General features: G+C 51.7%; 22 protein-coding genes, 1 other RNA gene and 1 other annotated feature. Of the genes, 5 read left to right on the top strand and 18 right to left on the bottom strand.

Features of this window, described 5'->3' with window-relative positions; all coding sequences use genetic code 11:
- Positions 1–2: 2 nt before the first annotated feature.
- A complete protein-coding gene (gene sufA, locus ACPUC7_RS13310) occupies positions 3–377 on the bottom strand; it encodes a Fe-S cluster assembly scaffold SufA (protein WP_097094107.1) in 375 nt (124 codons plus the stop codon).
- Between the two features lie 389 nt (positions 378–766).
- Between sufA and ACPUC7_RS13305 the strand changes: the two genes are divergently transcribed.
- On the top strand, positions 767–1171 hold the full coding sequence (locus ACPUC7_RS13305; RefSeq protein ID WP_494923267.1) for a hypothetical protein: 405 nt from the start codon (positions 767–769) through the stop codon (positions 1169–1171).
- A gap of 30 nt (positions 1172–1201) precedes the next feature.
- Here the strand turns inward: ACPUC7_RS13305 and ydiJ are convergent, their stop codons facing one another.
- Complete coding sequence (gene ydiJ / locus ACPUC7_RS13300; protein WP_494923266.1) at positions 1202–4255, bottom strand: D-2-hydroxyglutarate dehydrogenase YdiJ; 3054 nt, start codon at positions 4253–4255, stop codon at positions 1202–1204.
- Between the two features lie 45 nt (positions 4256–4300).
- Positions 4301–4429 carry a hypothetical protein gene (locus tag ACPUC7_RS13295; RefSeq protein WP_343554359.1) on the bottom strand — a complete coding sequence of 43 codons (129 nt, stop codon included), beginning with the start codon at positions 4427–4429 and terminating at the stop codon, positions 4301–4303.
- Positions 4430–4461: 32 nt separating this feature from the next.
- Between ACPUC7_RS13295 and ydiK the strand changes: the two genes are divergently transcribed.
- Together ydiK and rprA are read left to right on the top strand one after the other, a co-directional pair.
- Positions 4462–5574: an AI-2E family transporter YdiK gene (ydiK, locus tag ACPUC7_RS13290; protein ID WP_494923419.1), complete on the top strand. Its 1113-nt coding sequence runs from the start codon at positions 4462–4464 to the stop codon at positions 5572–5574.
- Between the two features lie 313 nt (positions 5575–5887).
- An RNA gene (gene rprA, locus ACPUC7_RS13285) (antisense sRNA RprA) lies at positions 5888–5995 on the top strand.
- Positions 5996–6091: 96 nt separating this feature from the next.
- Here rprA and ppsA read toward each other — a convergent pair.
- Entirely contained in the window at positions 6092–8479 is a 2388-nt protein-coding gene (ppsA, locus tag ACPUC7_RS13280) for a phosphoenolpyruvate synthase (RefSeq protein WP_494923265.1), read from the bottom strand.
- Positions 8480–8921: 442 nt separating this feature from the next.
- On the opposite strand from ppsA, the gene ppsR reads away from it, so the two are divergent.
- Positions 8922–9749, top strand: a complete 828-nt coding sequence (gene ppsR / locus ACPUC7_RS13275) for a posphoenolpyruvate synthetase regulatory kinase/phosphorylase PpsR (RefSeq protein ID WP_343554361.1) — start codon at positions 8922–8924, stop codon at positions 9747–9749.
- 233 nt (positions 9750–9982) lie between these two features.
- Entirely contained in the window at positions 9983–11032 is a 1050-nt protein-coding gene (locus ACPUC7_RS13270) for a 3-deoxy-7-phosphoheptulonate synthase (protein ID WP_494923264.1), read from the top strand.
- Between the two features lie 3 nt (positions 11033–11035).
- On the opposite strand, the gene ACPUC7_RS13265 is transcribed toward ACPUC7_RS13270, so the two are convergent.
- The 14 genes from ACPUC7_RS13265 to infC all read right to left on the bottom strand — a co-directional run bounded on the left by ACPUC7_RS13265 (position 11036) and on the right by infC (position 22425).
- The gene (locus tag ACPUC7_RS13265) at positions 11036–12475 is read right to left on the bottom strand and encodes a protein adenylyltransferase SelO (protein ID WP_494923263.1); all 1440 of its coding nucleotides are present in this window, start codon (positions 12473–12475) and stop codon (positions 11036–11038) included.
- 99 nt (positions 12476–12574) lie between these two features.
- Entirely contained in the window at positions 12575–13318 is a 744-nt protein-coding gene (locus ACPUC7_RS13260; RefSeq protein WP_494923262.1) for an EAL domain-containing protein, read from the bottom strand.
- Positions 13319–13630: 312 nt separating this feature from the next.
- The gene (locus ACPUC7_RS13255; protein ID WP_494923260.1) at positions 13631–14089 is read right to left on the bottom strand and encodes an NlpC/P60 family protein; all 459 of its coding nucleotides are present in this window, start codon (positions 14087–14089) and stop codon (positions 13631–13633) included.
- A 69-nt stretch (positions 14090–14158) separates the two neighbouring features.
- On the bottom strand, positions 14159–14905 hold the full coding sequence (btuD, locus tag ACPUC7_RS13250; RefSeq protein WP_494923259.1) for a vitamin B12 ABC transporter ATP-binding protein BtuD: 747 nt from the start codon (positions 14903–14905) through the stop codon (positions 14159–14161).
- The gene (locus ACPUC7_RS13245; protein ID WP_494923258.1) at positions 14906–15451 is read right to left on the bottom strand and encodes a glutathione peroxidase; all 546 of its coding nucleotides are present in this window, start codon (positions 15449–15451) and stop codon (positions 14906–14908) included.
- A 39-nt stretch (positions 15452–15490) separates the two neighbouring features.
- Positions 15491–16474 carry a vitamin B12 ABC transporter permease BtuC gene (btuC, locus tag ACPUC7_RS13240; RefSeq protein ID WP_494923257.1) on the bottom strand — a complete coding sequence of 328 codons (984 nt, stop codon included), beginning with the start codon at positions 16472–16474 and terminating at the stop codon, positions 15491–15493.
- A gap of 90 nt (positions 16475–16564) precedes the next feature.
- Entirely contained in the window at positions 16565–16930 is a 366-nt protein-coding gene (locus ACPUC7_RS13235; protein ID WP_494923256.1) for a DUF2502 domain-containing protein, read from the bottom strand.
- Between the two features lie 191 nt (positions 16931–17121).
- Positions 17122–17424 carry an integration host factor subunit alpha gene (gene ihfA, locus ACPUC7_RS13230; protein WP_007892687.1) on the bottom strand — a complete coding sequence of 101 codons (303 nt, stop codon included), beginning with the start codon at positions 17422–17424 and terminating at the stop codon, positions 17122–17124.
- A 4-nt stretch (positions 17425–17428) separates the two neighbouring features.
- Complete coding sequence (gene pheT / locus ACPUC7_RS13225) at positions 17429–19816, bottom strand: phenylalanine--tRNA ligase subunit beta (RefSeq protein ID WP_494923255.1); 2388 nt, start codon at positions 19814–19816, stop codon at positions 17429–17431.
- A 14-nt stretch (positions 19817–19830) separates the two neighbouring features.
- Positions 19831–20814 (bottom strand): phenylalanine--tRNA ligase subunit alpha, encoded by a 984-nt coding sequence (pheS, locus tag ACPUC7_RS13220; protein WP_343554803.1) that lies wholly within the window; start codon positions 20812–20814, stop codon positions 19831–19833.
- A 70-nt stretch (positions 20815–20884) separates the two neighbouring features.
- Positions 20885–21010: a sequence feature (Phe leader region), on the bottom strand.
- Positions 20961–21005 (bottom strand): pheST operon leader peptide PheM, encoded by a 45-nt coding sequence (gene pheM / locus ACPUC7_RS13215; RefSeq protein WP_106120997.1) that lies wholly within the window; start codon positions 21003–21005, stop codon positions 20961–20963. Its footprint overlaps the feature before it by 45 nt.
- Positions 21011–21125: 115 nt before the next feature.
- Positions 21126–21482, bottom strand: coding sequence for a 50S ribosomal protein L20 (gene rplT, locus ACPUC7_RS13210; protein WP_007892678.1), 357 nt, complete (start codon positions 21480–21482; stop codon positions 21126–21128).
- Positions 21483–21576: 94 nt separating this feature from the next.
- Positions 21577–21774 carry a 50S ribosomal protein L35 gene (rpmI, locus tag ACPUC7_RS13205; protein WP_004157374.1) on the bottom strand — a complete coding sequence of 66 codons (198 nt, stop codon included), beginning with the start codon at positions 21772–21774 and terminating at the stop codon, positions 21577–21579.
- 99 nt (positions 21775–21873) lie between these two features.
- Positions 21874–22425: a translation initiation factor IF-3 gene (gene infC / locus ACPUC7_RS13200; RefSeq protein WP_036621995.1), complete on the bottom strand. Its 552-nt coding sequence runs from the start codon at positions 22423–22425 to the stop codon at positions 21874–21876.
- Positions 22426–22429: the final 4 nt, after the last annotated feature.

Genomic DNA, 22429 nt, shown 5'->3' with positions numbered 1-22429 from the left:
ACTTACTCGACGCCAAAGCTTTCACCGCACCCGCAGGCGTGTTGAGCTTTAGGGTTGTTGAATTTAAAAATCTGGTTAAGACCTTCGCGGACATAATCCAGCTCGGTACCGTCAACAAACGGCATCGCCTGAAGTGGCACAAACAGTTTTGCGCCGAATTGCTCAAACTGTAGGTCGTCATCGGCAGGCTCTTTCACCAAGTCCATAACGTACCCAAAACCGGCGCAGCCGGACGTTTTCACACCCAGTTTCAAGCCCTTGACTTCAGGATCTTGTTCTACCAGGTTAAGAATCTGTTTCGCTGCCGATTCGGTCAGCGTGAGCCCTTTCCAGACGAAATCTTCGGGTGAAAAAGAGTCGGCATTAACTGATGACATTGTGCTACCTCGTAAGTCTGGGCCTTTTCAGGCTATCCCCCTATGGTAGTGATATCAGATATCACTTCAACCTCTTGTTTTGCAGGGATAATCATCTCGTGCTGTTTTTTACTGCTGCTTTATTAAGCATAGTCGCTTCAAAGCAGATTGGCGGCGGCATTCCCGTGCGCACCTTATCAACGTAACCCGTTCAATTGGCGTAAAATTCTATAAATCCATTTTACGTTTCACTGTTGATTGATAGGTTACGCCTTTCTACATTGTAAAGAAATTGTTATTGCCGATTTTACTAACAGGCAGAATAAATCAATAAATTTCACTGCGGGAATTGCATTCCTGTCGCGGTTGAATATGATAATGATTATCATTAACCTATTATGGGTGGCGATATGACGCTTACCGTCTCAGCCTGGTTACAACATAAAATCGACGAATATAAGTTTTCGGTGCGTGATATCACCGTTGACTTCTACATGGCTCAGGCGAAGCTCAACCGCACCGATTGCACCCTTGAACAACTGCGTCGTTTCAACGATACCTGCCTCGACATGGCCGAAATCTGCGAACTGAATGGCGACGATCACAGCTTTTTAAATGCCATGGGCAAGCTCCATCACCGCTTAGTGCAGGAAATGGGCAATGCCGATCGTGACCGTTTATTTCGTATCCAGGCCTATCAACTGGCGCGCTTGTCGCTAACACGTTTGTGCCATCAACTGGCGCTCAGCGGCGAGTGGGATAAAGCGACTCGCCTGCAGAGTGATTTCGTCCGTCATGCAGGCTGGATATTCTAATCCAGCTTTGTGACGTCTCCTACAATTTGTTTACATCATTTCCAGAAGTGCTTGCAGTGGATGGCGCATACCGTTGCCTTCCGCGCGTTTCACCTGGCTTCGACAGGAAAAACCGGTCGCCAGGCAGCGCTGACGCGGCAATTTTTGTAGTTGCGGATGCCACGAAAGCTCGTAAATACCCAGAGAATTTTCAAGGTTTTTGCTTTCGTGACCGTAGGTTCCTGCCATGCCGCAGCAGCCAACATTGATGTTTTCCAACTTCGCACCAAAGCGAGCAAAAATGCCTTGCCACTGATTCGGCGTCGACGGTAACGCGGTGACTTCAGTGCAGTGCGCAAACAGATACCAGGCTTCGCCGCTGGCAGTTTGCACCGCCCTTTCGCTCAATGCGTTTTGTAGCCATTCATGCACTAGTTGCACGTTAAACGCACCGCGCTGCTCGCCAAGTACCTGGTTGTATTCGTCGCGATAACACAGCACAGTGGCCGGATCGACGCCGACCATCGGCATGCCGAGTTTTGCCACGCGATTTAACATCTCCGCCGTTTTGCTGGCTGTGCGCGCAAAGCGTTGCAGGAAACCTTTCACATGCTGAGCTTTACCATTTGGTGAAAACGGCAACAGCACCGGACGATAGCCGAGCTTCTCGATCAGCTTGACGAAATCGGTTACCAACTGCGCTTCGTAATAGCTGGTAAACGGGTCTTGCACCACCAGCACACATTTCTCACGCTGCGTGCTATCCAGCGCTTCCAGTTGTTCCAGCGTCAAATTCATTGCCGGATGTCCGCTTAATTGCTGCTTGAGGCTTGGCGAAGACAGTAACGGTAAATCCACCATGCCAATGTGCGTCTGACTTAGCTCGCGCATCCAAGGTTGTTTGAGGAAGAAGTTGAATATCTTCGGCGCTTTGGCCATCAGCGGCGCATAGCTCTCCACGCTGGCGACTAAATGATCGGCCACCGGACGCAAATAACGCGTGTGGTAAAGCTGTAAAAAACGCGAACGGAAGTTCGGCACATCAATCTTAATTGGGCATTGTGTGGAACAGGCTTTACATGCCAGACAGCCCGACATCGCCTCTTTGACTTCATGCGAGAAATCATATTCGCCCTGTTTGGCATGCCAGGAGTTACGCGTGCGCTGGATCAAACTGCGCAAGCTGGCGCCCTGTTTAGGCAGCGCCTGTTCCAGCTGTAGCGGATCGACGCCCTGTTCAGACAGCAGTCGCAACCATTCGCGAGTTAAGGTGGCGCGCCCTTTCGGTGAGTGAATACGATTGCGGGTGATTTTCATCGACGGACACATCGGGCTGTTAGCATCGAAATTGAAGCACAAGCCGTTGCCGTTACACTCCATCGCACCACGCCACTCATTACGCACCGTAACCGGAATCTGGCGATCGTAAGTGCCACGCTTAACCGCATCCACCTGCATCATCGGCTCGTTGCTGCTGATTGGCGTGCAGATTTTGCCCGGATTCATGCGGTTATCGGGATCGAAAGCAGCTTTAATGCGGCGCAGTTCGTTGAATAGCGTTTCGCCAAAGAATTCCGGACTGTATTGCGCGCGGAAGCCTTTGCCGTGCTCACCCCACAGCAAACCGCCATAACGCGCGGTCAACGCCACCACTTCGTCGGAGATCTGCTTCATCAGCAACTCTTGCTGCGGATCGCACATATCCAGCGCCGGTCGCACGTGCAACACGCCCGCATCAACGTGACCAAACATGCCGTAACTCAAGCCATGGCTGTCGAGCAGTGCACGGAATTCAACAATGTAATCAGCAAGGTTTTCCGGCGGCACTGCGGTATCTTCGACAAACGGAATCGGTTTGGCGCGTCCTTTGGCGTTGCCCAACAGGCCAACCGCCTTTTTGCGCATATTATAGATGCGCTCAATACCGCCTAAATCGTTACACAATTGATAGCCAATCACGCCACCTATCTGTTGCGCCATCAGCTCGTCGAGACGCAAACATAAAGCATCGATTTGCTGCTCAATCAATTCGCCATCATCACCGGCAAATTCGACAATATTCAGGCCGAGCATCTCTTTATCGGGCACATCGGTAATCAATTCATTCACTGAGTGCCAAACGATATCTTCGCGCGCCAGATTCAATACTTTGGAATCCACGGTTTCAACCGACAACGCTTTGGCTTCCACCATAAAAGGCGCATTGCGCAGCGCAGAATCGAACGAATCGTATTTGATATTCACCAAACGGCGCACTTTGGGGATTGCCGTAATATCCAGCCGCGCTTCGGTGATAAACGCCAGTGTGCCTTCGGCGCCGCAAAGCAGACGCGTCAAATCGAAGGTTTGCAAATCGTCGCTGAACACATGACGCAAATCGTAACCAGTCAGGAAACGGTTCAGTTTGGGGAATTTTTCCAGGATCAGATCGCGCTGTTCGCGGCAGCGGCTTAACACTTGCTGATAGATGCGCCCTTCAGCAGTGGGCGTTTTCGCCAGTTGCTCTGCAAGTTCAGTCGGCATGGCGCGTGTATCGAGGATATCGCCGCCCAGCAGCACCGCGCGTAATCCCTCAACGTGATCGGAGGTTTTACCGTACACCAGCGAACCTTGTCCGGAGGCATCGGTATTGATCATGCCGCCTAAAGTCGCACGATTACTGGTGGAGAGTTCAGGTGAAAAGAAGAAACCATACGGCTTAAGCCACGCATTCAACTGGTCTTTCACCACGCCCGTTTCAACCCGCACCCAACCTTGCTCGGTATTGATTTCGAGGATGCGGTTCATGTAACGCGACATGTCCACCACGATGCCCTGATTGAGCGACTGGCCGTTGGTGCCAGTGCCGCCGCCGCGCGGTGTGAATACCAGACTATTAAAGCGCGTTTCGCCCGCCAGGCGCGCAATCAACGCCACATCCGCTGTGGATCGCGGAAACAGCGCCGCATCAGGCAATAGCTGATAAATGCTGTTGTCGGTGGAGAGTGAAAGACGATCGGCATAACTGGTGGCGGTATCGCCGGTAAAGCCTTGTTCTTTTAACGACTGCAGGAATGTCAGCACCAGTTGAACGAGGCCCGGCGCCTGAGAAATCTGTGGGATCATTATTGAGTGACCGAGATGTTGTAAACGTTTGCGTAGCGATTTTTTTCAGCCCTTGGTTTTATCATATTTTTTTGCTGCCTGCTGTTTTTTCAGGAAACCGCGTAGCCGCCGCTGCTTTTCCTGTTTAATTTTCAGGAAATGGATCATCATTGTTAAGGCGCTGTTCAGCGCCACTCTGAAGGATTCAATTGAGGTTAACCGTTGTGATGAAAAGCCTGCAACGCGGTATGGATTTACCGCAAATGTTGTTTTCGCTGATGTTCATTCTGATCATGATCATCGCCTGTCTGTGGGTGGTGCAGCCGTTTATTCTCGGCTTCGCTTGGGCCAGCATGGTGGTGATTGCCACCTGGCCGCTGATGATTCGCCTGCAACATCTATTGTGGGGAAAACGCTCGCTGGCGGTGATCGCCATGTCAATTTTACTGTTACTGCTATTTATCTTCCCTATTGCCCTGCTAGTCAGCAGCCTGATTGATAACAGCGCGCCAGTGATTGCCTGGGCGACGCAACGCCATTTAGTGATGCCCGATTTTGCCTGGTTACGCGACATTCCCTACGCCGGCAACAAACTTTATTCCAGCTATCACAAATTAGTCGATGGCGGCGGCTCAGCCATTCTCAATCAGGTGCAGCCTTATATTGGTCGCACCACCGGCTTCTTCGTGGCGCAGGCCGGACACTTTGGCCGCTTTATGATGCATCTGTTCGTGATGCTGCTGTTTAGCGTGTTGCTGTATTGGCGTGGCGAACAAGTCGGACACGGTATTCGCCACTTTGCCTATCGCATGAGCGGACGTCGCGGCGATGCAGCGGTATTGCTGGCGGGACAAGCGATTCGCGCAGTGGCACTCGGCGTGGTGGTGACGGCGCTGGTGCAAGGCGTTCTTGGCGGCATTGGCTTAGCTGTTTCCGGCATTCCTTACGCAACGCTGTTAACGGTATTGATGATTCTCACCTGCCTGGTGCAATTGGGTCCGTTAGTGGTGCTGGTGCCCGCGATTATCTGGCTTTACTGGAGCGGCGACACCACGTGGGGCACGGTACTGCTGGTATGGAGCTGCGTGGTGGGAACACTGGACAGCGTATTGCGTCCGATGCTGATTCGTATGGGCGCAGATTTGCCGATGATCCTGATCCTGTCCGGCGTTATTGGCGGCTTGATTGCCTTTGGCATGATCGGCTTGTTTATCGGCCCGGTAGTGCTGGCGGTCTCATATCGTCTGGTCAGCGTGTGGATGCATGAAGCACCAGAACCGGATGATGATATGCAAACCGCGATTGAAGCACTTGCCGAGCACGAAGAAGAACAGCCATAAACATGACTTTTTAAATGGGTCGTCATTAATGACGACCTTTTTTTATCCATTTATCACTGGCCTTACTTTAACCCGTCTAATACCACTTCAGCGCCAACCTCTATTTACCTGTATTAATAATTTTTTTCATAAGCGATTTTTAAGAAAAAACGCAAATTTCGGCGCTTTAGGAAGGTTTCGCTAACGGAATGATTATTTTTCAAACTGAATCATGGGTGAAACCCTAAGAAAATGACCACGAAAGATTATCAGCTTTAAACTAATAAGAGGATTCTTAAAGACGCCAGCAGGCCTGATGAATAACATGTTTCGTATGTTTGGAATCAAGCTACTGATTTTTAAACAACCTTATTCCCCTGAGTAAAGTGAAGAATTGCTGTGTGTAGTCTTTGCCCATCCCCTGTGATGGGCTTTTTTTTGGCCTTTTTCCGGCAAAAAGAAAAGGCCAGCAATGCTGGCCTTGGTGATTTCAGTTAAGACACAGTAGATTCGTCTCTAAGGTGCCTTAAATTACTGCTTAGTGCTTAGCGTTGTTCAATTCCGCTAAACCCAGCCAGGTTTCAACCACGGTATCGGGATTGAGCGACAGGCTATCAATGCCCTGCTCCATCAACCAGGCAGCGAAGTCCTGATGATCTGACGGGCCTTGCCCACAAATCCCAACGTATTTGCCCTGCTTTTTCGCCGCCTTGATAGACATCGACAACAGCGCTTTCACCGCATCGTTGCGCTCATCAAACAGCGCCGACACCACACCAGAATCGCGGTCAAGGCCAAGCGCCAGCTGCGTCATGTCGTTTGAGCCGATGGAGAAGCCATCGAAATGTTCGAGGAACTGTTCCGCCAGCAAAGCGTTGGAAGGGATCTCACACATCATGATCACCTTCAAACCGTTCTCACCACGTTTCAGACCATTTTTAGCCAACTCGGCGACTACCGCTTCAGCCTGATCAACGGTACGCACGAACGGAATCATGATCTCAACGTTGGTAAGCCCCATCTCATTGCGTACGCGTTTTACCGCATCACACTCGAGTTTGAAGCAATCGCGGAAGTTGTCGGCCACGTAACGACCGGCACCACGGAAGCCCAACATTGGGTTCTCTTCTTCTGGCTCATAACGTTCGCCGCCGACCAGATTGGCGTATTCGTTGGTTTTGAAGTCCGACAAACGCACGATCACACGCTTCGGCGCAAAAGCCGCACCCAGCGTGGCGATCCCTTCAGTCAGACGCGCCACGTAGAACTCGACCGGATCATCAAAACCTTTCATCATTTGGCGAATCTGTTGCTGCAATTCTGGCGTCTGCTGATCAAACTCCAGTAACGCTTTCGGGTGCACGCCAATCATGCGGTTAATGATGAACTCCAGACGCGCCAATCCCACGCCTTCATTCGGCAAGCAGGCAAAATCAAAGGCGCGATCCGGGTTACCGATGTTCATCATGATTTTCAGCGGCAGATCCGGCATGGTATCGACCTGCGAGCTGGTGACTTCAAAGTCTAGCAGGTCGTTATAAACATAGCCGGTATCACCTTCAGCACAGGAAACCGTGACTTTGGCACCATCTTTCAAGTGATCGGTCGCGTCGCCGCAGCCAACCACGGCTGGAATGCCAAGCTCGCGTGCAATGATCGCCGCGTGGCAGGTGCGTCCACCTCGGTTGGTAACGATAGCCGACGCTTTCTTCATGATCGGTTCCCAATCGGGATCGGTCATGTCGGTCACCAGCACATCGCCTTTTTCAATGCGGTGCATTTCGCTGATGTCGTGAATCACTTTCACTTCACCCGCGCCAATGCGATGGCCGATCGCGCGGCCTTCTACTACCACTTTGCCTTTACCCTGCAAGGTGTAACGCTCCATCACCTGGCCGTTAGAGCGCACGGTTTCTGGACGCGCCTGCACGATAAACAGCTTGCCGGTGTGGCCGTCTTTGGCCCACTCAATATCCATCGGGCGTTTGTAGTGCTGTTCAATCAGCACCGCCTGACGCGCCAGCGCCTGCACTTCGTCGTCCGTCAAACTGAAGCGATCGCGCTGCTGTTGATCGACATCTTCAATGCGCACCTGCTCGCCATGCTCCTGCGAATCGGCATACACCATGCGCAGCTTTTTCGAGCCCATGGTGCGGCGCACAATCGCCGGTCGATTGGCTGCCAGCGTCGGTTTGTGCACATAGAATTCGTCCGGGTTGACCGCGCCCTGCACCACCATTTCTCCCAAACCAAAGGCGGAGGTGATAAATACCACCTGATCAAAGCCCGATTCGGTATCAATGGTGAACATCACGCCCGACGAGGCGAGATCCGATCGCACCATGCGCTGAATACCGGCAGACAAAGCCACACCGCGATGGTCGTAGCCCTGATGCACACGGTAGGAAATCGCGCGATCGTTAAATAAGGAAGCAAAAACGTGCTTAACCGCAATGATCACCGCGTCATAACCCTGCACGTTAAGGAAAGTCTCTTGCTGACCGGCGAACGAGGCATCAGGCATATCCTCGGCGGTGGCGGAAGAGCGCACCGCAAACGAGGCGTCGGCATCATCAGCAGAGAGTTGTTCATAGGCGGCGCGAATCGCCTCTTCCAGCTCTGGCTGGAATGGCGTATCCACCACCCATTGACGAATTTGTTTACCGGCTTGAGCCAGCTCAGCAACATCATCAACATCCGTTTTATCCAGCAATTCATAAATACGCTGGTTCAGTCCGCTTTGATCGAGAAAAAGATTAAATGCGTAAGATGTGGTCGCATAACCGTTTGGCACGGAAACACCCAGCGACGACAAATTAGTAATCATTTCTCCGAGAGAAGCATTCTTGCCTCCCACGCGATCAACATCATGCATGCCAAGCTGGTTGTACCAGAGCACTAGCGACTGTTGGTCTTGATTGGACATTGAAAGTATCCTTTTAAATGATAGGAACACATGTAACATTTTGCTATACGCTCAAACAGCTTGGCACAACCCATAAATAAAGACTAAGTGTTGAATCGTTAAAGCAGGAAAAGAAAAGCAAAATCGGATTAGTACCTGGAATAAATCGTGTTGCGCAAATCGATTATTTAACGCTAACGGACTGCTCTAACGATATTTTTCCCGATTTCAGAGGGTTAGCGATTGATTTTTGTTGCGCAACACGCTGACACTTTATTTTGTGCGCGATAACGAAAGTGCGCGCAAATAATCCTTTTCAAAACAGCTTTTCATCTAATATGGGTTATTAGCGTATTCAACTTAGTGAATCCGATAGCAATCAATATGGACATTTCATTTTAATCATGATGAAAATGAAATGTTGGCATCAATAGATCAGGCAGACATAAGAGGGCTTTTCGCTATGAGCACAGAACGCAGCGTGTTCTACATTTCTGACGGCACCGCCATCACCGCCGAAGTATTGGGGCACGCGGTGTTATCGCAATTCCCGGTGATCACCAACAGTGTAACCTTGCCTTTTGTCGAAAATGTGCAGCGTGCCCAAGCGGTTAAAGCGCAAATCAATGCGCTGTATCAGCAGAGTGGCGTGCGTCCGCTGGTGTTCTTCTCGATTGTGACGCCCGATGTGCGCGAAATTATTCTGGAGAGCGAAGGCTTTTGTCAGGATATCGTGCAGGCACTGGTTGCGCCGTTGCAGAGCGAATTGGGCGTGGCGTCAATGCCGGTGGCGCACCGCACGCACGGTTTAACCGCCAGCAACCTTGGCAAATATGACGCACGTATCGCGGCGATCGATTACACCCTCGCGCATGACGACGGCATTTCGCTGCGCGGTCTGGAAGATGCACAAGTGATTCTGCTGGGCGTATCGCGCTGCGGTAAAACGCCCACCAGCTTATATCTGGCGATGCAGTTCGGCGTGCGCGCTGCCAACTACCCGTTTATTGCTGATGATATGGATAACCTGAAATTGCCACCGGCATTGCGCGCGCATCAACATAAGCTATTTGGCTTGACCATCGATCCGGAACGTTTGGCGGCGATTCGTCAAGAGCGCGCGGAAAACACCCGTTATGCCTCGCTGCGCCAATGTCGTCTCGAAGTGGGTGAAGTTGAAGCGCTGTTCCGCACCAATCAAATCCGCTATCTCAACAGTACCAACTATTCGGTTGAAGAGATCGCCACCAAGATCCTCGATATCATGGGCCTGCGCCGCAGCATGTATTGAGTTTTTCTATTGGTCACCATAAATGGCGCCCCTACAAATGCTGAGTCCGGTTTTCGTAGGATCACCATTTATGGTGACCTCATCACGCTGTAATCATCATGTAAAGCCTAGCTTCCGTATTATTTCATCTCCTTTGTTTTTAGCCGGTTGAATTCGCGGACTAATGGTTTATTGTGACCACCATCACTTCCCGGTATTTCACCGCTGCGAAGAACAAAATTTTGAGATTTCCCATGAACAAGACTGATGAACTGCGTACTGCGCGCATCGGCAGCCTGTTAACCCCGGCGGCCCTCGCGCAGGAACACCCTATTTCGGCGGATATTGCCGCCAACGTTACCGCTGCGCGCCAGCGCATTGCGCGCATCCTGACCGGCGAAGACCCACGCTTATTGGTGGTGATTGGTCCGTGCTCACTGCACGATCCAGTAGCGGCTTTGGAATATGCGCAACGTTTAAACGCATTGCGCGAGCAGCATAAAGATCGCCTGGAAATCGTGATGCGCGCTTACTTTGAAAAGCCGCGTACGGTAGTGGGCTGGAAAGGTTTGATCTCCGATCCTGACCTGGATGGCAGCTACGATGTGAATCGCGGCATCGCCATTGCGCGCAAACTGCTGTTGGATATCAACGCGCTTGGCATGCCCACCGCCACTGAGTTTCTCGATATGGTGATCGGCCAGTTTATTGCCGATTTGATCAGCTGGGGCGCAATTGGCGCGCGTACCACCGAAAGCCAGATTCACCGTGAAATGGCGTCAGCACTTTCCTGCCCGGTAGGATTTAAAAATGGTACCGATGGCAACGTACAGATCGCGGTAGATGCGATTCGCGCCTCACGCGCCAGCCATATGTTCTTGTCACCGGACAAAAACGGTCAGATGACGATTTACCAAACCAGCGGCAATCCACATGGTCACGTGATTCTGCGCGGCGGTCGTCAGCCTAATTATCACGCTGAAGATGTGGCGGCAGCGGCGTCGAATTTGCGCGACTTCAATTTGCCGGAGCAATTGGTGATCGACTTCAGTCATGGCAATTGCCTGAAACAGCATCGCCGTCAGCGTGATGTTGCGGATGATGTGGCAGCACAAATTCGCGCCGGTTCGCGCGCCGTGGCGGGTGTGATGATTGAGAGTTTCTTGCAAGAAGGTAATCAGAAAGTGGTGAGCGGTGAAGCGTTGACTTACGGTCAATCGATCACCGATCCGTGCCTCGGTTGGGAAGACAGCGCCGAAGTGCTGGCGAAACTGGCTGCCGCTGTCGACAGCCGTTTCAACTAACTTTTAGCTGGAGCAACTGACTTCCAGCGTTTTGCCCCACTCTGGCGGCCGTTGGCGCAACTCCGCGCTAACGGCTACATCACTAAATGGCTGCTGTAACGCCAGATGCAGTTTTTCCAGCCCCGCCGTTTCGCCGTTTTCTACTTCTTCAATCACCTGCTGCGCCAGATAGTTGCGCAACACCAGCGCCGGATTGGCCGCTTTCATCACATGCTGACGCTGTTCATCACTGGCCTGATCTTGCAACAAGCGTTGACGATAGCTGTCGTACCACGCATCAAAGGCCGCACGATCAATAAACTCATCGCGCAGTGGCGAACGGGCTTCTTGTTGCTGCACGTCGCTGAGTAAGCGGAAAGTCAGCGTGTAATCGCTGCGTTCTTGCGTCATTAATCCCAGCAAGCCAGTCAAAATGGTGTTGTCGTTAGCATCGGCAGTGAGTAAGCCGAGTTTGGCACGCATTTTCTCGCCCCAAACCCGCATCAATTCATTTTCATACTGACTAAGCGCTTGCTTAAGTTGCTCGGTGGTCAGCAAACCGGATAACGCGTGGGCCAATCGGTTAAGGTTCCATAAACCGATCATTGGCTGGTTTTCGAAGGCATAGCGGCCTTGATAATCACTGTGATTGCAGATGTAACCGGGCTGATAATCATCGAGGAAACCGAATGGGCCGTAATCCAGCGTCAATCCGAGAATCGACATGTTATCGGTGTTCATCACCCCATGCGCAAAGCCCACGCTTTGCCAATGTGCGATCAAACTGGCAGTGCGTTTTACAATGTCAGTGAACCACAACAGATAACGATCGGCATCATCCTGCCACTGCGGCCAGTGATGGCGAATTGCGTAATCCGCCAGCATGCGTACTTTTTCCGGCTCACCACCATAATAAAAATGCTCGAAGTGGCCAAAACGCAGATGACTTTCGGCAATGCGCATTAACATCGCACCGCGTTCCTGGGTTTCTCGTAGCACCGGTTCATCGCCAATGGCTAATGCTAAGGCGCGTGTGGTCGGGATCCCTAAATGTTGCAACGCTTCGGAGGCGAGGAATTCACGCACGCTGGAGCGAATCACCGCGCGACCATCGCCCATACGCGAATACGGCGTCAATCCAGCCCCTTTTAGATGCCAGTCCAGCTTGCGACCGTTCGCCAATTGTTGCTCGCCCAGCAAAATGCCGCGCCCATCGCCGAGTTGTCCGGCCCACACGCCAAATTGATGACCGCTATATACCTGCGCTAGCGGCGACATGCCGGGCAACAATTCGCGTCCCGACCACACGCCGTGTCCGTCGCCATTAAACAGCGCTTCATCCAGGCCCATTTCAGCCGCCAGCGGTGCGTTGTGATAGAAAAGCTTACCGCCTTCGAGCGGCGTTGGGGCCAGTGCGGTGTAGAATCCGGGAAGTTCTTGCTGCCAGCTATTGCTAAATTGCATCGAGACTCCTGAAGGTGCGCTTAAGCAGAGCACCAGCATTGAGTTTTTAAGATAAGCAATAGTGTAACGCTGACGCTGTGCGGAAGACAGGTGAAAGGATTACTGCTGAGAAGGCGTGTGGAGATTCAGGTCCGAATAGATCAGATCGTTTAAACGTTCCGCTTTGACCACCGGGAACAGGCTACCTTGCAGGTGCGCACCGTTTAACGTGGTCATTTTGTCTAACAACAGATTATCGTCAACGCCACAAATAATAATTTGCTGGGCAAAATCGGAAAAATTATCGATAACCGTCTGAATAAAAGGCGTAAATGAGGCGCGCTTGGCTAAGCCTTGAATAAAGGTTTTATCCAACTTTAATACGCTAAACAGATTATCGTAGACCGCTGTTGCCGGTGCTTTTCCGGCACCAAATTGAGAAAGCGATAACCGAAATTCTTGCTGCAATGCCGCCAACAACGGTTGCGCTTTTCCTAATGATAATTGCGGAAACGTTTCGCTGATATCCAAAACAATAAAAGGAATTTGTTTGAATTTTCTTAACAAAAACTCACTGGATAAAAGCGTCGTTGCCATTGAATCATCAATACGAACCAAAGCGATAATCTGATTCAACTCAAAAAAGTCGCGGTACTTTTCCAGCAATGAAAGCTGGCTCTGTAGCAAGCGTAATTGCTGCGCGTCATCTAATTGCGGCAACAGCAAATCCTGCGGCAACGTAATCGGCGCACTATCATGGACAAATTGCGTCACCAGCTCAACCGCGGTCAGCTGGCCCGTCAATGAATATACTGGATAAAACCAGGTTTCCGACTGATAGTCGGCGGACAAATGGACTTTCATTTTACAAGCCAGATGCAATGGCAATTGGCGCATCGTATATCAACCAAAACATGCAGGCAATAGGACCAAACGTTAGAAGAGGTGGCGTTTTTTGTTCTATTACCGCGTTTTAAGTCTTAAATAATACTTAAGCCAAATAGCCGGGGTTAATGTCCATACCAATTAAATAAATTTAGCTTTATTTTTAGTATTAAATTGATGGCAGGTAAAGTGCCATTCTAAATGATAGTTAAATATCGGCAGGATTCAGATTTAATTCAGGGCAGAATAACCATTCTTTTTTCATGCTTTTATTCGCCGCATCACCTCATGCTAGATGCGACGTGCCTGCCAAAATACTTTGCGCCAGTAAACATTATCCAGCGATGAGCGAATCACGCCCTGGCTGGTAGAGGCATGAATAAAGGTGTTATCGGTGTCATAAATTCCGACATGCAAACCATTTTCCCCGCTGCCGGTTTTGAAGAACACCAGATCGCCAGGCAACAGATCGTCTTTGTCGATACGCGAACCAATATCCGTTTGATCGATGGTTGAACGCGGTAATTGCATGTCGAATTTATCGCGGAAGGTAAGATAAACAAAGCCAGAACAATCAACACCGCCACGGCTTAAACCGCCGTAACGATACGGCGTACCGCGCCAGCGGCTCAGTTGCTCATTCAGTTGCGCAATAACGGTGATGGAGTCGGACAGGCGTCCATTCGGCGGCGGCGCATGATGGCTACAGCCAGCCAGCAACAGCGCCAGAATCACAATTGTTAGCCGCATCAGCGTTATCCTTAATACTTTGCCCGGCTGACACTTTAGCGGCAAAACATCACGCTGCGCAATAATCTCTCAGGGAATAAACAGCAGCGGACCTTGTTCCGTTACGATTTGTTGAAACGGGGTTTGATAGATTGGGGTTAACTGCGCAGCGGTCAACACCTCTTGCGCGTTACCTTGTTGGACGACAGCACCGTGATGCATTAACCACACACGATCGGCATGGCGCAGGCTGTGATTGAGATCGTGGCCGCTGGCAACAATGGCCAAGCCACTGCGACACAACTCAGTCAGTAGCTTATCCACTGCGCGCTGTTGCGCCACATCCAGCGCACTCATCGGTTCATCGAGCAACAGCAGTTTGCCACGCGGATTGATGGCCGGATGAATCTGCAACACCACCGCCGCCAGCCGCACACGTTGCCATTCGCCACCGGAGAGCTGCATCAAACTGCGCGTGAGTTTGTCCTGCAAACTCAATTGCGCTAACACATCGCTTAATACGTTATCAATTGATGCCGTTACTGCACCAAGGTGCATTCGCAGATAATGCCAAACCGGCATTTGTCCCGGCGCCATTTGCTGTTGTGGCAACCAGGCACGCAATTGCGCCAACGCCCCGCCACTCAACACCGCCAACGGTTGCCCAGCGAGTTCCACCTTCCCGTGGCCCGGCAGCAAACCCGCAAGCAGATTGAGCAGCGTACTTTTACCTGCGCCATTCGGGCCAACCACATGGATCAGTTTACCGGCATTGACCTGGAGATTAACGGGAGCCAAACGCCCTGCGACGCTCGCTCCCTGACACTGCAACAGCATTTATTCCGCCAGCGCCTGCTCAACGCTTTTCAGGATAATCGGATCATCCGGCGTCATATCGGGGGAGAAGCGCGCAACCACTTTGCCCTGTTTGTTGATGAGAAACTTCTCGAAGTTCCACAGAATATCGCCAGGCGCTTTTGGTGCACGGCCTTTGCTCTCCATGCGCTCCAGGAAACCGCTCCCTTCTGGACGTTGTGCCACCGGTTGCGCAGCGGTTAATTGCGCGTACAGCGGATGACGCTGCGCACCGTTGACGTCGGTTTTATCGAACATCGGGAAAGTCACGCCGTAGGTAGTACTGCAAAACGTTTTGATCTCTTCGTTGCTGCCAGGCTCTTGCTCGAGGAACTGGTTGCAAGGGAAACCCAACACGCTGAAATTTTTATCCTGCCAGGCTTTTTGTAGCGACTCCAACTGTTCATATTGCGCCGTCAAGCCGCATTTGGACGCCACATTCACCACCAACAGCACTTTGCCTTCGTATTCTGCCAATGTGGTTTTATCACCGTCCAGCGTAACCAGTTCAGTTTGATAGATGCTCATAGTCGATTCCTGTTGTTGATAACAAGGTGCCAGCCAACGCTAGCGCGAAGATTTCATTAATAACACGATAAACAGCGGCGCGCCGAGTGTGGCGGTCACCACGCCAATCGGCAACTCGGCGGAAGTCAGCACTAAGCGCGCGATGATATCCGCGCCCAACAGCACCGCCGCACCGGCCAGCGCTGCCGCCGGCAACAAATAGCGATGATCGCTAAAGCCGCTCAGGCGCAACAAATGTGGGATCACCAATCCGACAAAACCAATCGCGCCAGCCATCGCCACGCTGACGCCAACCAGCCAACCCATCGCCAGCACCAGTAAATTGCGCCACAGCAGCAGCGGCAATCCTAGCTGACGTGCCGAGGTTTCACCCAGTGCCAATAAATTCAAGGTGCGCGCAGCGGCAATCAACATGATTGTCACCGGCACTAGCGCCAGCATCATGCCGCCATAGCGCCAATCAATGCCGCTGAATCCGCCCATCATCCAGTACATTAACTGGCGCAGATCGAGGCTGGTGCTAAAGTACACCGCCCACGTCATGATGGCGCTACAGATAATGCCGAGCGCCACGCCAGTCAGAAGCAATCGACTCACCGATAATTGTTTATGCGCGAAATGCAGCAGAATCAAGGTGATGAGTAACGCACCCGCCATCGCCGCCAGCGCCAGACTCCACAGCGAACCGTTGCCGAGCATGACGCCCAACACCAAACCAATTCCTGCGCCGTTAGAAACGCCCAGCAAACCGGGTTCGGCTAGCGGATTATTGAAAAGTGCCTGCATGACCACGCCGCACACTGCCAACGCGGCACCCACCAGTAGCACCGCCAGCGTACGTGGTAGACGCAGTTGCCAGACAAACAGGTCGCTATTGGCCGAAAACCATTGTGTGGGGGAAATCCAGCTGTCACCGGCGCATAGGCTGAGCACAATCAGCAGCGCGACCAGTGCACCGAGTACCATAAGCCAGCGTTGGTTGCGGCGATTTGCCTGCGAGGCAAGCTGATCCAGCAGAGTCATAGAAAAGATTGGCTGAGAAAACAGAGATTTGATTGTAGTGGGATTACAGCAAAAAGAAAGCGGCGTACGGATGACGCCGCTTGTGAGGCTTTATCGATGCGGAGGAATTGGCTGGCCGTGGTTATCACGTTGCTGATTGTCATGTTGATCATGACGCTCTGGCTCATGATGCGGCTGCGGCTTGTTGTCACGATGCGGGCCGTTTCCCGGATGCTGTGACTGCCAGCCGTTGCCGTTCCAGTAACCGTGCGGGCCTTTGGTGCCGATGCGCTGGTTGTGATGCTGCTTCCACCACGTTGGCGCACGCCAGTCGTAGCCATCCCAATAATAGCCACGCTTATCCTGATCGCCGATATGAATCGATACGCCCGGTGTGTTGATGTTAACGGAAACATTGGCACTAGCCAGCAGCGGCATGCCTAAAAGGATGCTTAATAAAAGTGCTGTTTTCTTCATCAGCGGAAACCTCTTGTTTTGTGATGGCGCTGTTATAACAAATGCGTTGCGCCCGTCACTATCGGCAAGCACCGATTTTCAGCTTATTTTCCGCATACTTACGAAATCCTTACATCGTGGATAAATCATGAAGAAAGGCCAAATTTTAGACAAAAAAAAGGCCGCTAAGCGGCCTTTTTGTCGTACTGAAATTAGTCAGCATCCTTGGGTGTCGCATTCTCGACGCGACTTTTCAACTTCTGTCCCGGACGGAACGTCACCACACGGCGAGCGGTGATAGGAATATCTTCCCCCGTCTTCGGGTTACGGCCCGGACGTTGGTTTTTGTCACGCAGATCAAAATTACCAAATCCGGACAGTTTTACCTGTTCTCCGTTTTCCAACGCGCGGCGAACTTCTTCAAAAAAAAGTTCAACCAACTCTTTGGCATCGCGTTTGCTCAACCCGAGTTTTTCAAACAGGTACTCTGACATTTCAGCTTTTGTAAGCGCCATAGGTTCAATCCCTCAAGGTTGCCTGGAATCGCTCTTTTAATGCCGCAACGCATTTGGCAACGGTCGCGGCAATCTCCTCTTCTTCGAGTGTCCGGCTGGTATCCTGCAAAATCAGGCTAATCGCAAGGCTCTTTTCACCCTCGTTTACGCCCTTACCACGGTACACGTCAAACAAGTTTACGCCAACTACCTGATTTACGCCAACTTTCTTACACTCCGCAATGATATCTGCTGCGGGCACGTTTTCAGCCACTACCACAGCGATATCGCGGCGGTTTGCCGGGAAGCGAGAAATCTCTCCCGCATCAGGCAGGACGCGGTCTGCGACCTTATTCCAAAGCAGTTCAAACACTAAGGTGCGACCGTTAAGATCCAGCTTACGTTCCAGCTCCGGATGAACCACCCCGCTAAATCCGATTCGTTCGCCGTGTAAATAAATTGCAGCGCTTTGTCCTGGATGCAGCGCCGGATTGGCTTCGGCACGGAAGGAAATTGCATCAAGTTTACCGGTCAAATCCAATACCGATTCTAAATCGCCTTTCAAATCATAGAAGTCAACCGTCTGGCGCGCCAGATCCCAATGCTCTTCATAGCGATTACCGCTTAAAACGCCCGCTAGCATAAGATCCTGACGGATGCCGAGATCGGCCTGAGTATCAGGCACAAAGCGTAAACCGCTCTCAAACAGGCGTACACGGCCTTGCTGACGGTTTTGGTTGTACATCACCGCGCCGAGCAAACCGGTCCAAAGCGACAGGCGCATAGCGGACATATCGCTCGAAATCGGGCTTGGCAGAATCAGCGCTTCTTCACCCGGATGCAGCAGTTGCTGAATTTTTGGATCAACGAAGCTGTAGGTGATGGCTTCCTGATAACCTTTATCGACCAGCATATTTTTCGCACGCTTCAGCGATAAATTGGCTTCGCGATGCTGAGTCATGATCAGGCTGGCTTTGACGGGCACATCTGGGATGTTGTTGTAGCCGTACACGCGCGCCACTTCTTCCACCAGATCTTCTTCAATTGCCATATCGAAACGCCAGCTTGGCGCTACTGCCTGCCATTCGCCTGCGCCAACCGTCACTTCACAACCGAGACGGGTCAGAATATCGGTGACCTGCTCATCGGCAATCACGTGACCAATCAAACGATCCAGCTTTTCACGGCGCAGCGTGATCGTGGCGCGCGGCGGCAATGCGCTGGCGTCGGTTTGATCGATAACCGGGCCCGCATCGCCGCCACAGATGTCCAGCAGCAGCTGGGTAGCGCGTTCGATCGCCTTGTGCTGCAAGGCCGGATCGACACCGCGCTCGTAGCGATGTGATGCATCGGTGTGCAAGCCCTGACGGCGTGCGCGGCCGGTAATCGCCAGCGGATCAAAGTAGGCGCACTCAAACAGCACGTTCTGAGTTTCTTCATTCACACCCGAATGCTCGCCACCGAAGATGCCGCCCATCGCCAGCGCTTTGTGATGATCGGCGATCACCAGCGTGTCGCCGCTGAGTTTGGCTTCAGTGCCATCCAGCAACTTCAGCGCTTCGCCCTCTTTCGCCATGCGCACCACGATACCGCCGTCAAGGCGATCAAGATCGAAGGCATGCATCGGTTGGCCGAGTTCCAGCAGCACATAGTTGGTGATATCAACCACTGGATCGATGGAGCGAATGCCGCAACGACGCAGTTTTTCGCGCATCCACAGTGGTGTCGCGGCTTTCACATTGATGCCTTTGACTACACGGCCTAAATAACGTGGGCATGCTGCGGTGGCATCAACGCGAATCGGGAAAGTATCGTTGATGGTCGCTTTGACTGGCTCAATCGCTGGCGCAGTCAACGGCAAGCCATTCAACACCGCGACATCACGCGCGATACCTATAATGCCAAGGCAATCGGCGCGGTTTGGGGTGACGCTGATTTCGATGGTGTTGTCATCAAGCTGCAAATAGCTGCGGATATCAGTGCCAATCGGCGCATCAGCCGGTAATTCAATAATGCCACTGTGATCGTCGGAAATACCCAGCTCCGAGAATGAGCACAGCATGCCTTCTGACGGCTCACCGCGCAGTTTTGCGGCTTTGATTTTGAAATCGCCCGGCAAGACTGCGCCAACGGTGGCAACAGCCACTTTCAGACCCTGACGGCAATTCGGCGCGCCACAGACGATGTCCAGCAGGCGATCGCCACCGACATTGATTTTGGTAACGCGCAGTTTGTCGGCATTTGGATGCTGACCGCACTCGACCACTTCACCGATCACCACGCCGTGGAAAGCGCCAGCAACCGGGTCCACGCCGTCCACTTCCAGACCGGCCATGGTGATTTGCTCAGACAGCGCAGCGCTGTCCAGGGCTGGATTTACCCATTCGCGTAACCAGAGTTCACTGAATTTCATTGGATAACCTGCCCTTATTTAAATTGTTTGAGGAAACGTAAATCATTTTCGAAGAAGGCGCGCAGATCGGTCACACCGTAGCGCAGCATGGTCAGACGCTCCATGCCCATGCCAAAGGCAAAGCCTGAGTAAACTTCTGGATCGATGCCGACGTTGCGCAATACATTTGGATGCACCATGCCGCAGCCCAACACTTCCAGCCACTTGCCGTTTTTGCCCATCACATCCACTTCGGCGGACGGTTCGGTGAACGGGAAGTAAGAAGGACGGAAACGAATTTGCAGATTCTCTTCGAAGAAGTTGTTCAGGAAATCGTGCAGCGTGCCTTTCAGGTTGGTGAAGCTGATGTCTTTATCAACAATCAAACCTTCCATCTGATGGAACATTGGCGTGTGGGTCTGATCGTAATCGTTACGATAAACACGGCCTGGCGCGATGATGCGAATTGGCGGCTGCTGGTTTTTCATGGTGCGGATCTGCACGCCAGAGGTTTGGGTACGCAGTAGACGCGTTGCATCAAACCAGAAGGTGTCGTGATCGGCACGCGCCGGGTGATGGCCTGGAATGTTCAGCGCATCGAAGTTGTGATAGTCATCTTCAATTTCTGGGCCGGTTACTACCGCAAATCCCAACTCGCCGAAGAAGTTCTCGATGCGATCGATGGTGCGCGTGACCGGATGCAAACCGCCGTTCTCCACACGACGTCCTGGCAGAGACACATCGATGGTTTCCGCAGCCAGACGCGCATTCAGTTCGGCGCTTTCCAGCGTGTCTTTACGCGCGGTAAGGCGATCTTGTACCTGTTGCTTGGCTTCGTTAATCACCGCACCTGCTGCTGGACGATCTTCCGCCGGCAATTCACGTAGGGTGGTCATTTGCAGCGTCAGGTGACCTTTCTTACCTAAAAACTCGACGCGCACGGCGTCCAGAGCAGCGATATCCGCCGCCTCGTCGATGGCGGCCGTGGCACGGGCCACCAGGTCTGCGAGTTGGGACATGATTTCCTCTTCTTCCAGCCGGGCTGGTCAGTTCTCGTTGGGATCGTTTGATCCGATTAAGTGTCGCAGAAATAAAAAAGCCTCCACGAGGGAGGCTTTCAGCGCGATTTTTCGTTTCTTTTCTTATGCGCAAAAGCCCCTGATGTTCAGGCGCTAAAGTAAAAAAAGAAACGGAAAATAGCAGCATTCATGCTTGCGTTACCTTGTCATGTTAGAAACCGCACTATTGAAATGCGCAGCGGCCAAAATGTCAATCTTTTGCGTGAGTTGCAGATAATAAAAAAGGGAGCAAGCTCCCTTTTTCAACTGACTTACGCCAGAGCTGATTTTGCTTTTTCAACAAGTGCAGTAAATGTCACTTTGTCGAATACAGCGATGTCAGCCAGAATCTTACGGTCGATTTCAATCGAGGCTTTTTTCAGGCCATTGATGAAACGGCTGTAAGAGATACCGTTCTGACGAGCCGCAGCGTTGATACGCGCGATCCACAGTTGACGGAACTGACGCTTACGTTGACGACGGTCACGATAAGCATACTGACCAGCTTTGATAACAGCCTGGAAAGCAACGCGGTAAACACGTGAACGTGCACCGTAGTAGCCTTTAGCTTGTTTTAAGATTTTCTTGTGACGTGCGCGAGCAATTACACCACGTTTTACGCGAGCCATGTGAGCTCTCCTATATCATATTCTGTGATGCCCTATTCCCTGCTAGCCAATTGGCAGTACGCAAAGTATTCAGGCAGATTTATAAAAAGTTAACTTATGCGTACGGCAGGCAGGCAATAACCAGACCCAGATCGCCTTTAGACACCATGCCTTTCGGACGCAGGTGACGTTTACGCTTAGTAGACTTTTTAGTCAGAATATGACGCAGGTTTGCGTGCTTACGCTTGAAGCCGCCAGAAGCGGTCTTCTTGAAGCGCTTAGCCGCGCCACGTACAGTTTTAATCTTTGGCATTTTTACAAATATCCACTTCGCATTGTTAATAAAATGAATCAGATAGGCGAATAAAAATCCGCACAACGCAAGCGCTGCACGGCTTTATTACTTGAAGGCCTACTGTTTCTTCTTAGGAGCGAGCACCATGATCATCTGACGACCTTCGATCTTCGAAGGGAAGGATTCGACAATCGCCAAATCCATGTCTTCACACAGATCTTTACGGACGCGGTTAAGCACTTCCATACCGATCTGCTGGTGCGCCATCTCACGACCGCGAAAACGCAGCGTGATTTTGGCTTTATCGCCCTCTTCCAGAAAGCGAATCAGGTTGCGTAGTTTGACCTGATAGTCGCCATCATCGGTACCAGGACGGAATTTAATTTCTTTAACCTGGATAACTTTCTGCTTCTTCTTCTGTTCCTTAGAAGACTTGCTCTTTTCATAAAGGAACTTGCCGTAATCCATAATACGGCAAACCGGCGGTTCGGCGTTCGGGCTGATTTCAACTAAATCTACGCCAGCCTCTTCGGCTTTCTCAATGGCTTCACGTAAGGTGACAATGCCAAGTTGCTCGCCGTCTACGCCCGTTAAGCGCACTTCGGTAGCACGGATTTCGCCGTTGATACGGTTCGGACGTGTTGGTTGTACTCGTTTTCCGCCTTTAATAACC

The sequence above is a fragment of the Pantoea sp. CFCC18179 genome (assembly GCF_059412405.1).
Note: the sequence above shows the minus strand (reverse complement) of the source record. Positions and strands in the feature narration are given on the sequence as shown.

Coding starts and splice junctions, on each gene's coding strand:
- sufA (WP_097094107.1), bottom strand. CDS start 377: ATGTCATCAGTTAATGCCGACTCTTTTTCACCCGAAGATTTCGTCTGG.
- ACPUC7_RS13305 (WP_494923267.1), top strand. CDS start 767: ATGACGCTTACCGTCTCAGCCTGGTTACAACATAAAATCGACGAATAT.
- ydiJ (WP_494923266.1), bottom strand. CDS start 4,255: ATGATCCCACAGATTTCTCAGGCGCCGGGCCTCGTTCAACTGGTGCTG.
- ydiK (WP_494923419.1), top strand. CDS start 4,462: ATGAAAAGCCTGCAACGCGGTATGGATTTACCGCAAATGTTGTTTTCG.
- ppsA (WP_494923265.1), bottom strand. CDS start 8,479: ATGTCCAATCAAGACCAACAGTCGCTAGTGCTCTGGTACAACCAGCTT.
- ppsR (WP_343554361.1), top strand. CDS start 8,922: ATGAGCACAGAACGCAGCGTGTTCTACATTTCTGACGGCACCGCCATC.
- ACPUC7_RS13270 (WP_494923264.1), top strand. CDS start 9,983: ATGAACAAGACTGATGAACTGCGTACTGCGCGCATCGGCAGCCTGTTA.
- ACPUC7_RS13265 (WP_494923263.1), bottom strand. CDS start 12,475: ATGCAATTTAGCAATAGCTGGCAGCAAGAACTTCCCGGATTCTACACC.
- ACPUC7_RS13260 (WP_494923262.1), bottom strand. CDS start 13,318: ATGAAAGTCCATTTGTCCGCCGACTATCAGTCGGAAACCTGGTTTTAT.
- ACPUC7_RS13255 (WP_494923260.1), bottom strand. CDS start 14,089: ATGCGGCTAACAATTGTGATTCTGGCGCTGTTGCTGGCTGGCTGTAGC.
- btuD (WP_494923259.1), bottom strand. CDS start 14,905: ATGCTGTTGCAGTGTCAGGGAGCGAGCGTCGCAGGGCGTTTGGCTCCC.
- ACPUC7_RS13245 (WP_494923258.1), bottom strand. CDS start 15,451: ATGAGCATCTATCAAACTGAACTGGTTACGCTGGACGGTGATAAAACC.
- btuC (WP_494923257.1), bottom strand. CDS start 16,474: ATGACTCTGCTGGATCAGCTTGCCTCGCAGGCAAATCGCCGCAACCAA.
- ACPUC7_RS13235 (WP_494923256.1), bottom strand. CDS start 16,930: ATGAAGAAAACAGCACTTTTATTAAGCATCCTTTTAGGCATGCCGCTG.
- ihfA (WP_007892687.1), bottom strand. CDS start 17,424: ATGGCGCTTACAAAAGCTGAAATGTCAGAGTACCTGTTTGAAAAACTC.
- pheT (WP_494923255.1), bottom strand. CDS start 19,816: ATGAAATTCAGTGAACTCTGGTTACGCGAATGGGTAAATCCAGCCCTG.
- pheS (WP_343554803.1), bottom strand. CDS start 20,814: ATGTCCCAACTCGCAGACCTGGTGGCCCGTGCCACGGCCGCCATCGAC.
- rplT (WP_007892678.1), bottom strand. CDS start 21,482: ATGGCTCGCGTAAAACGTGGTGTAATTGCTCGCGCACGTCACAAGAAA.
- rpmI (WP_004157374.1), bottom strand. CDS start 21,774: ATGCCAAAGATTAAAACTGTACGTGGCGCGGCTAAGCGCTTCAAGAAG.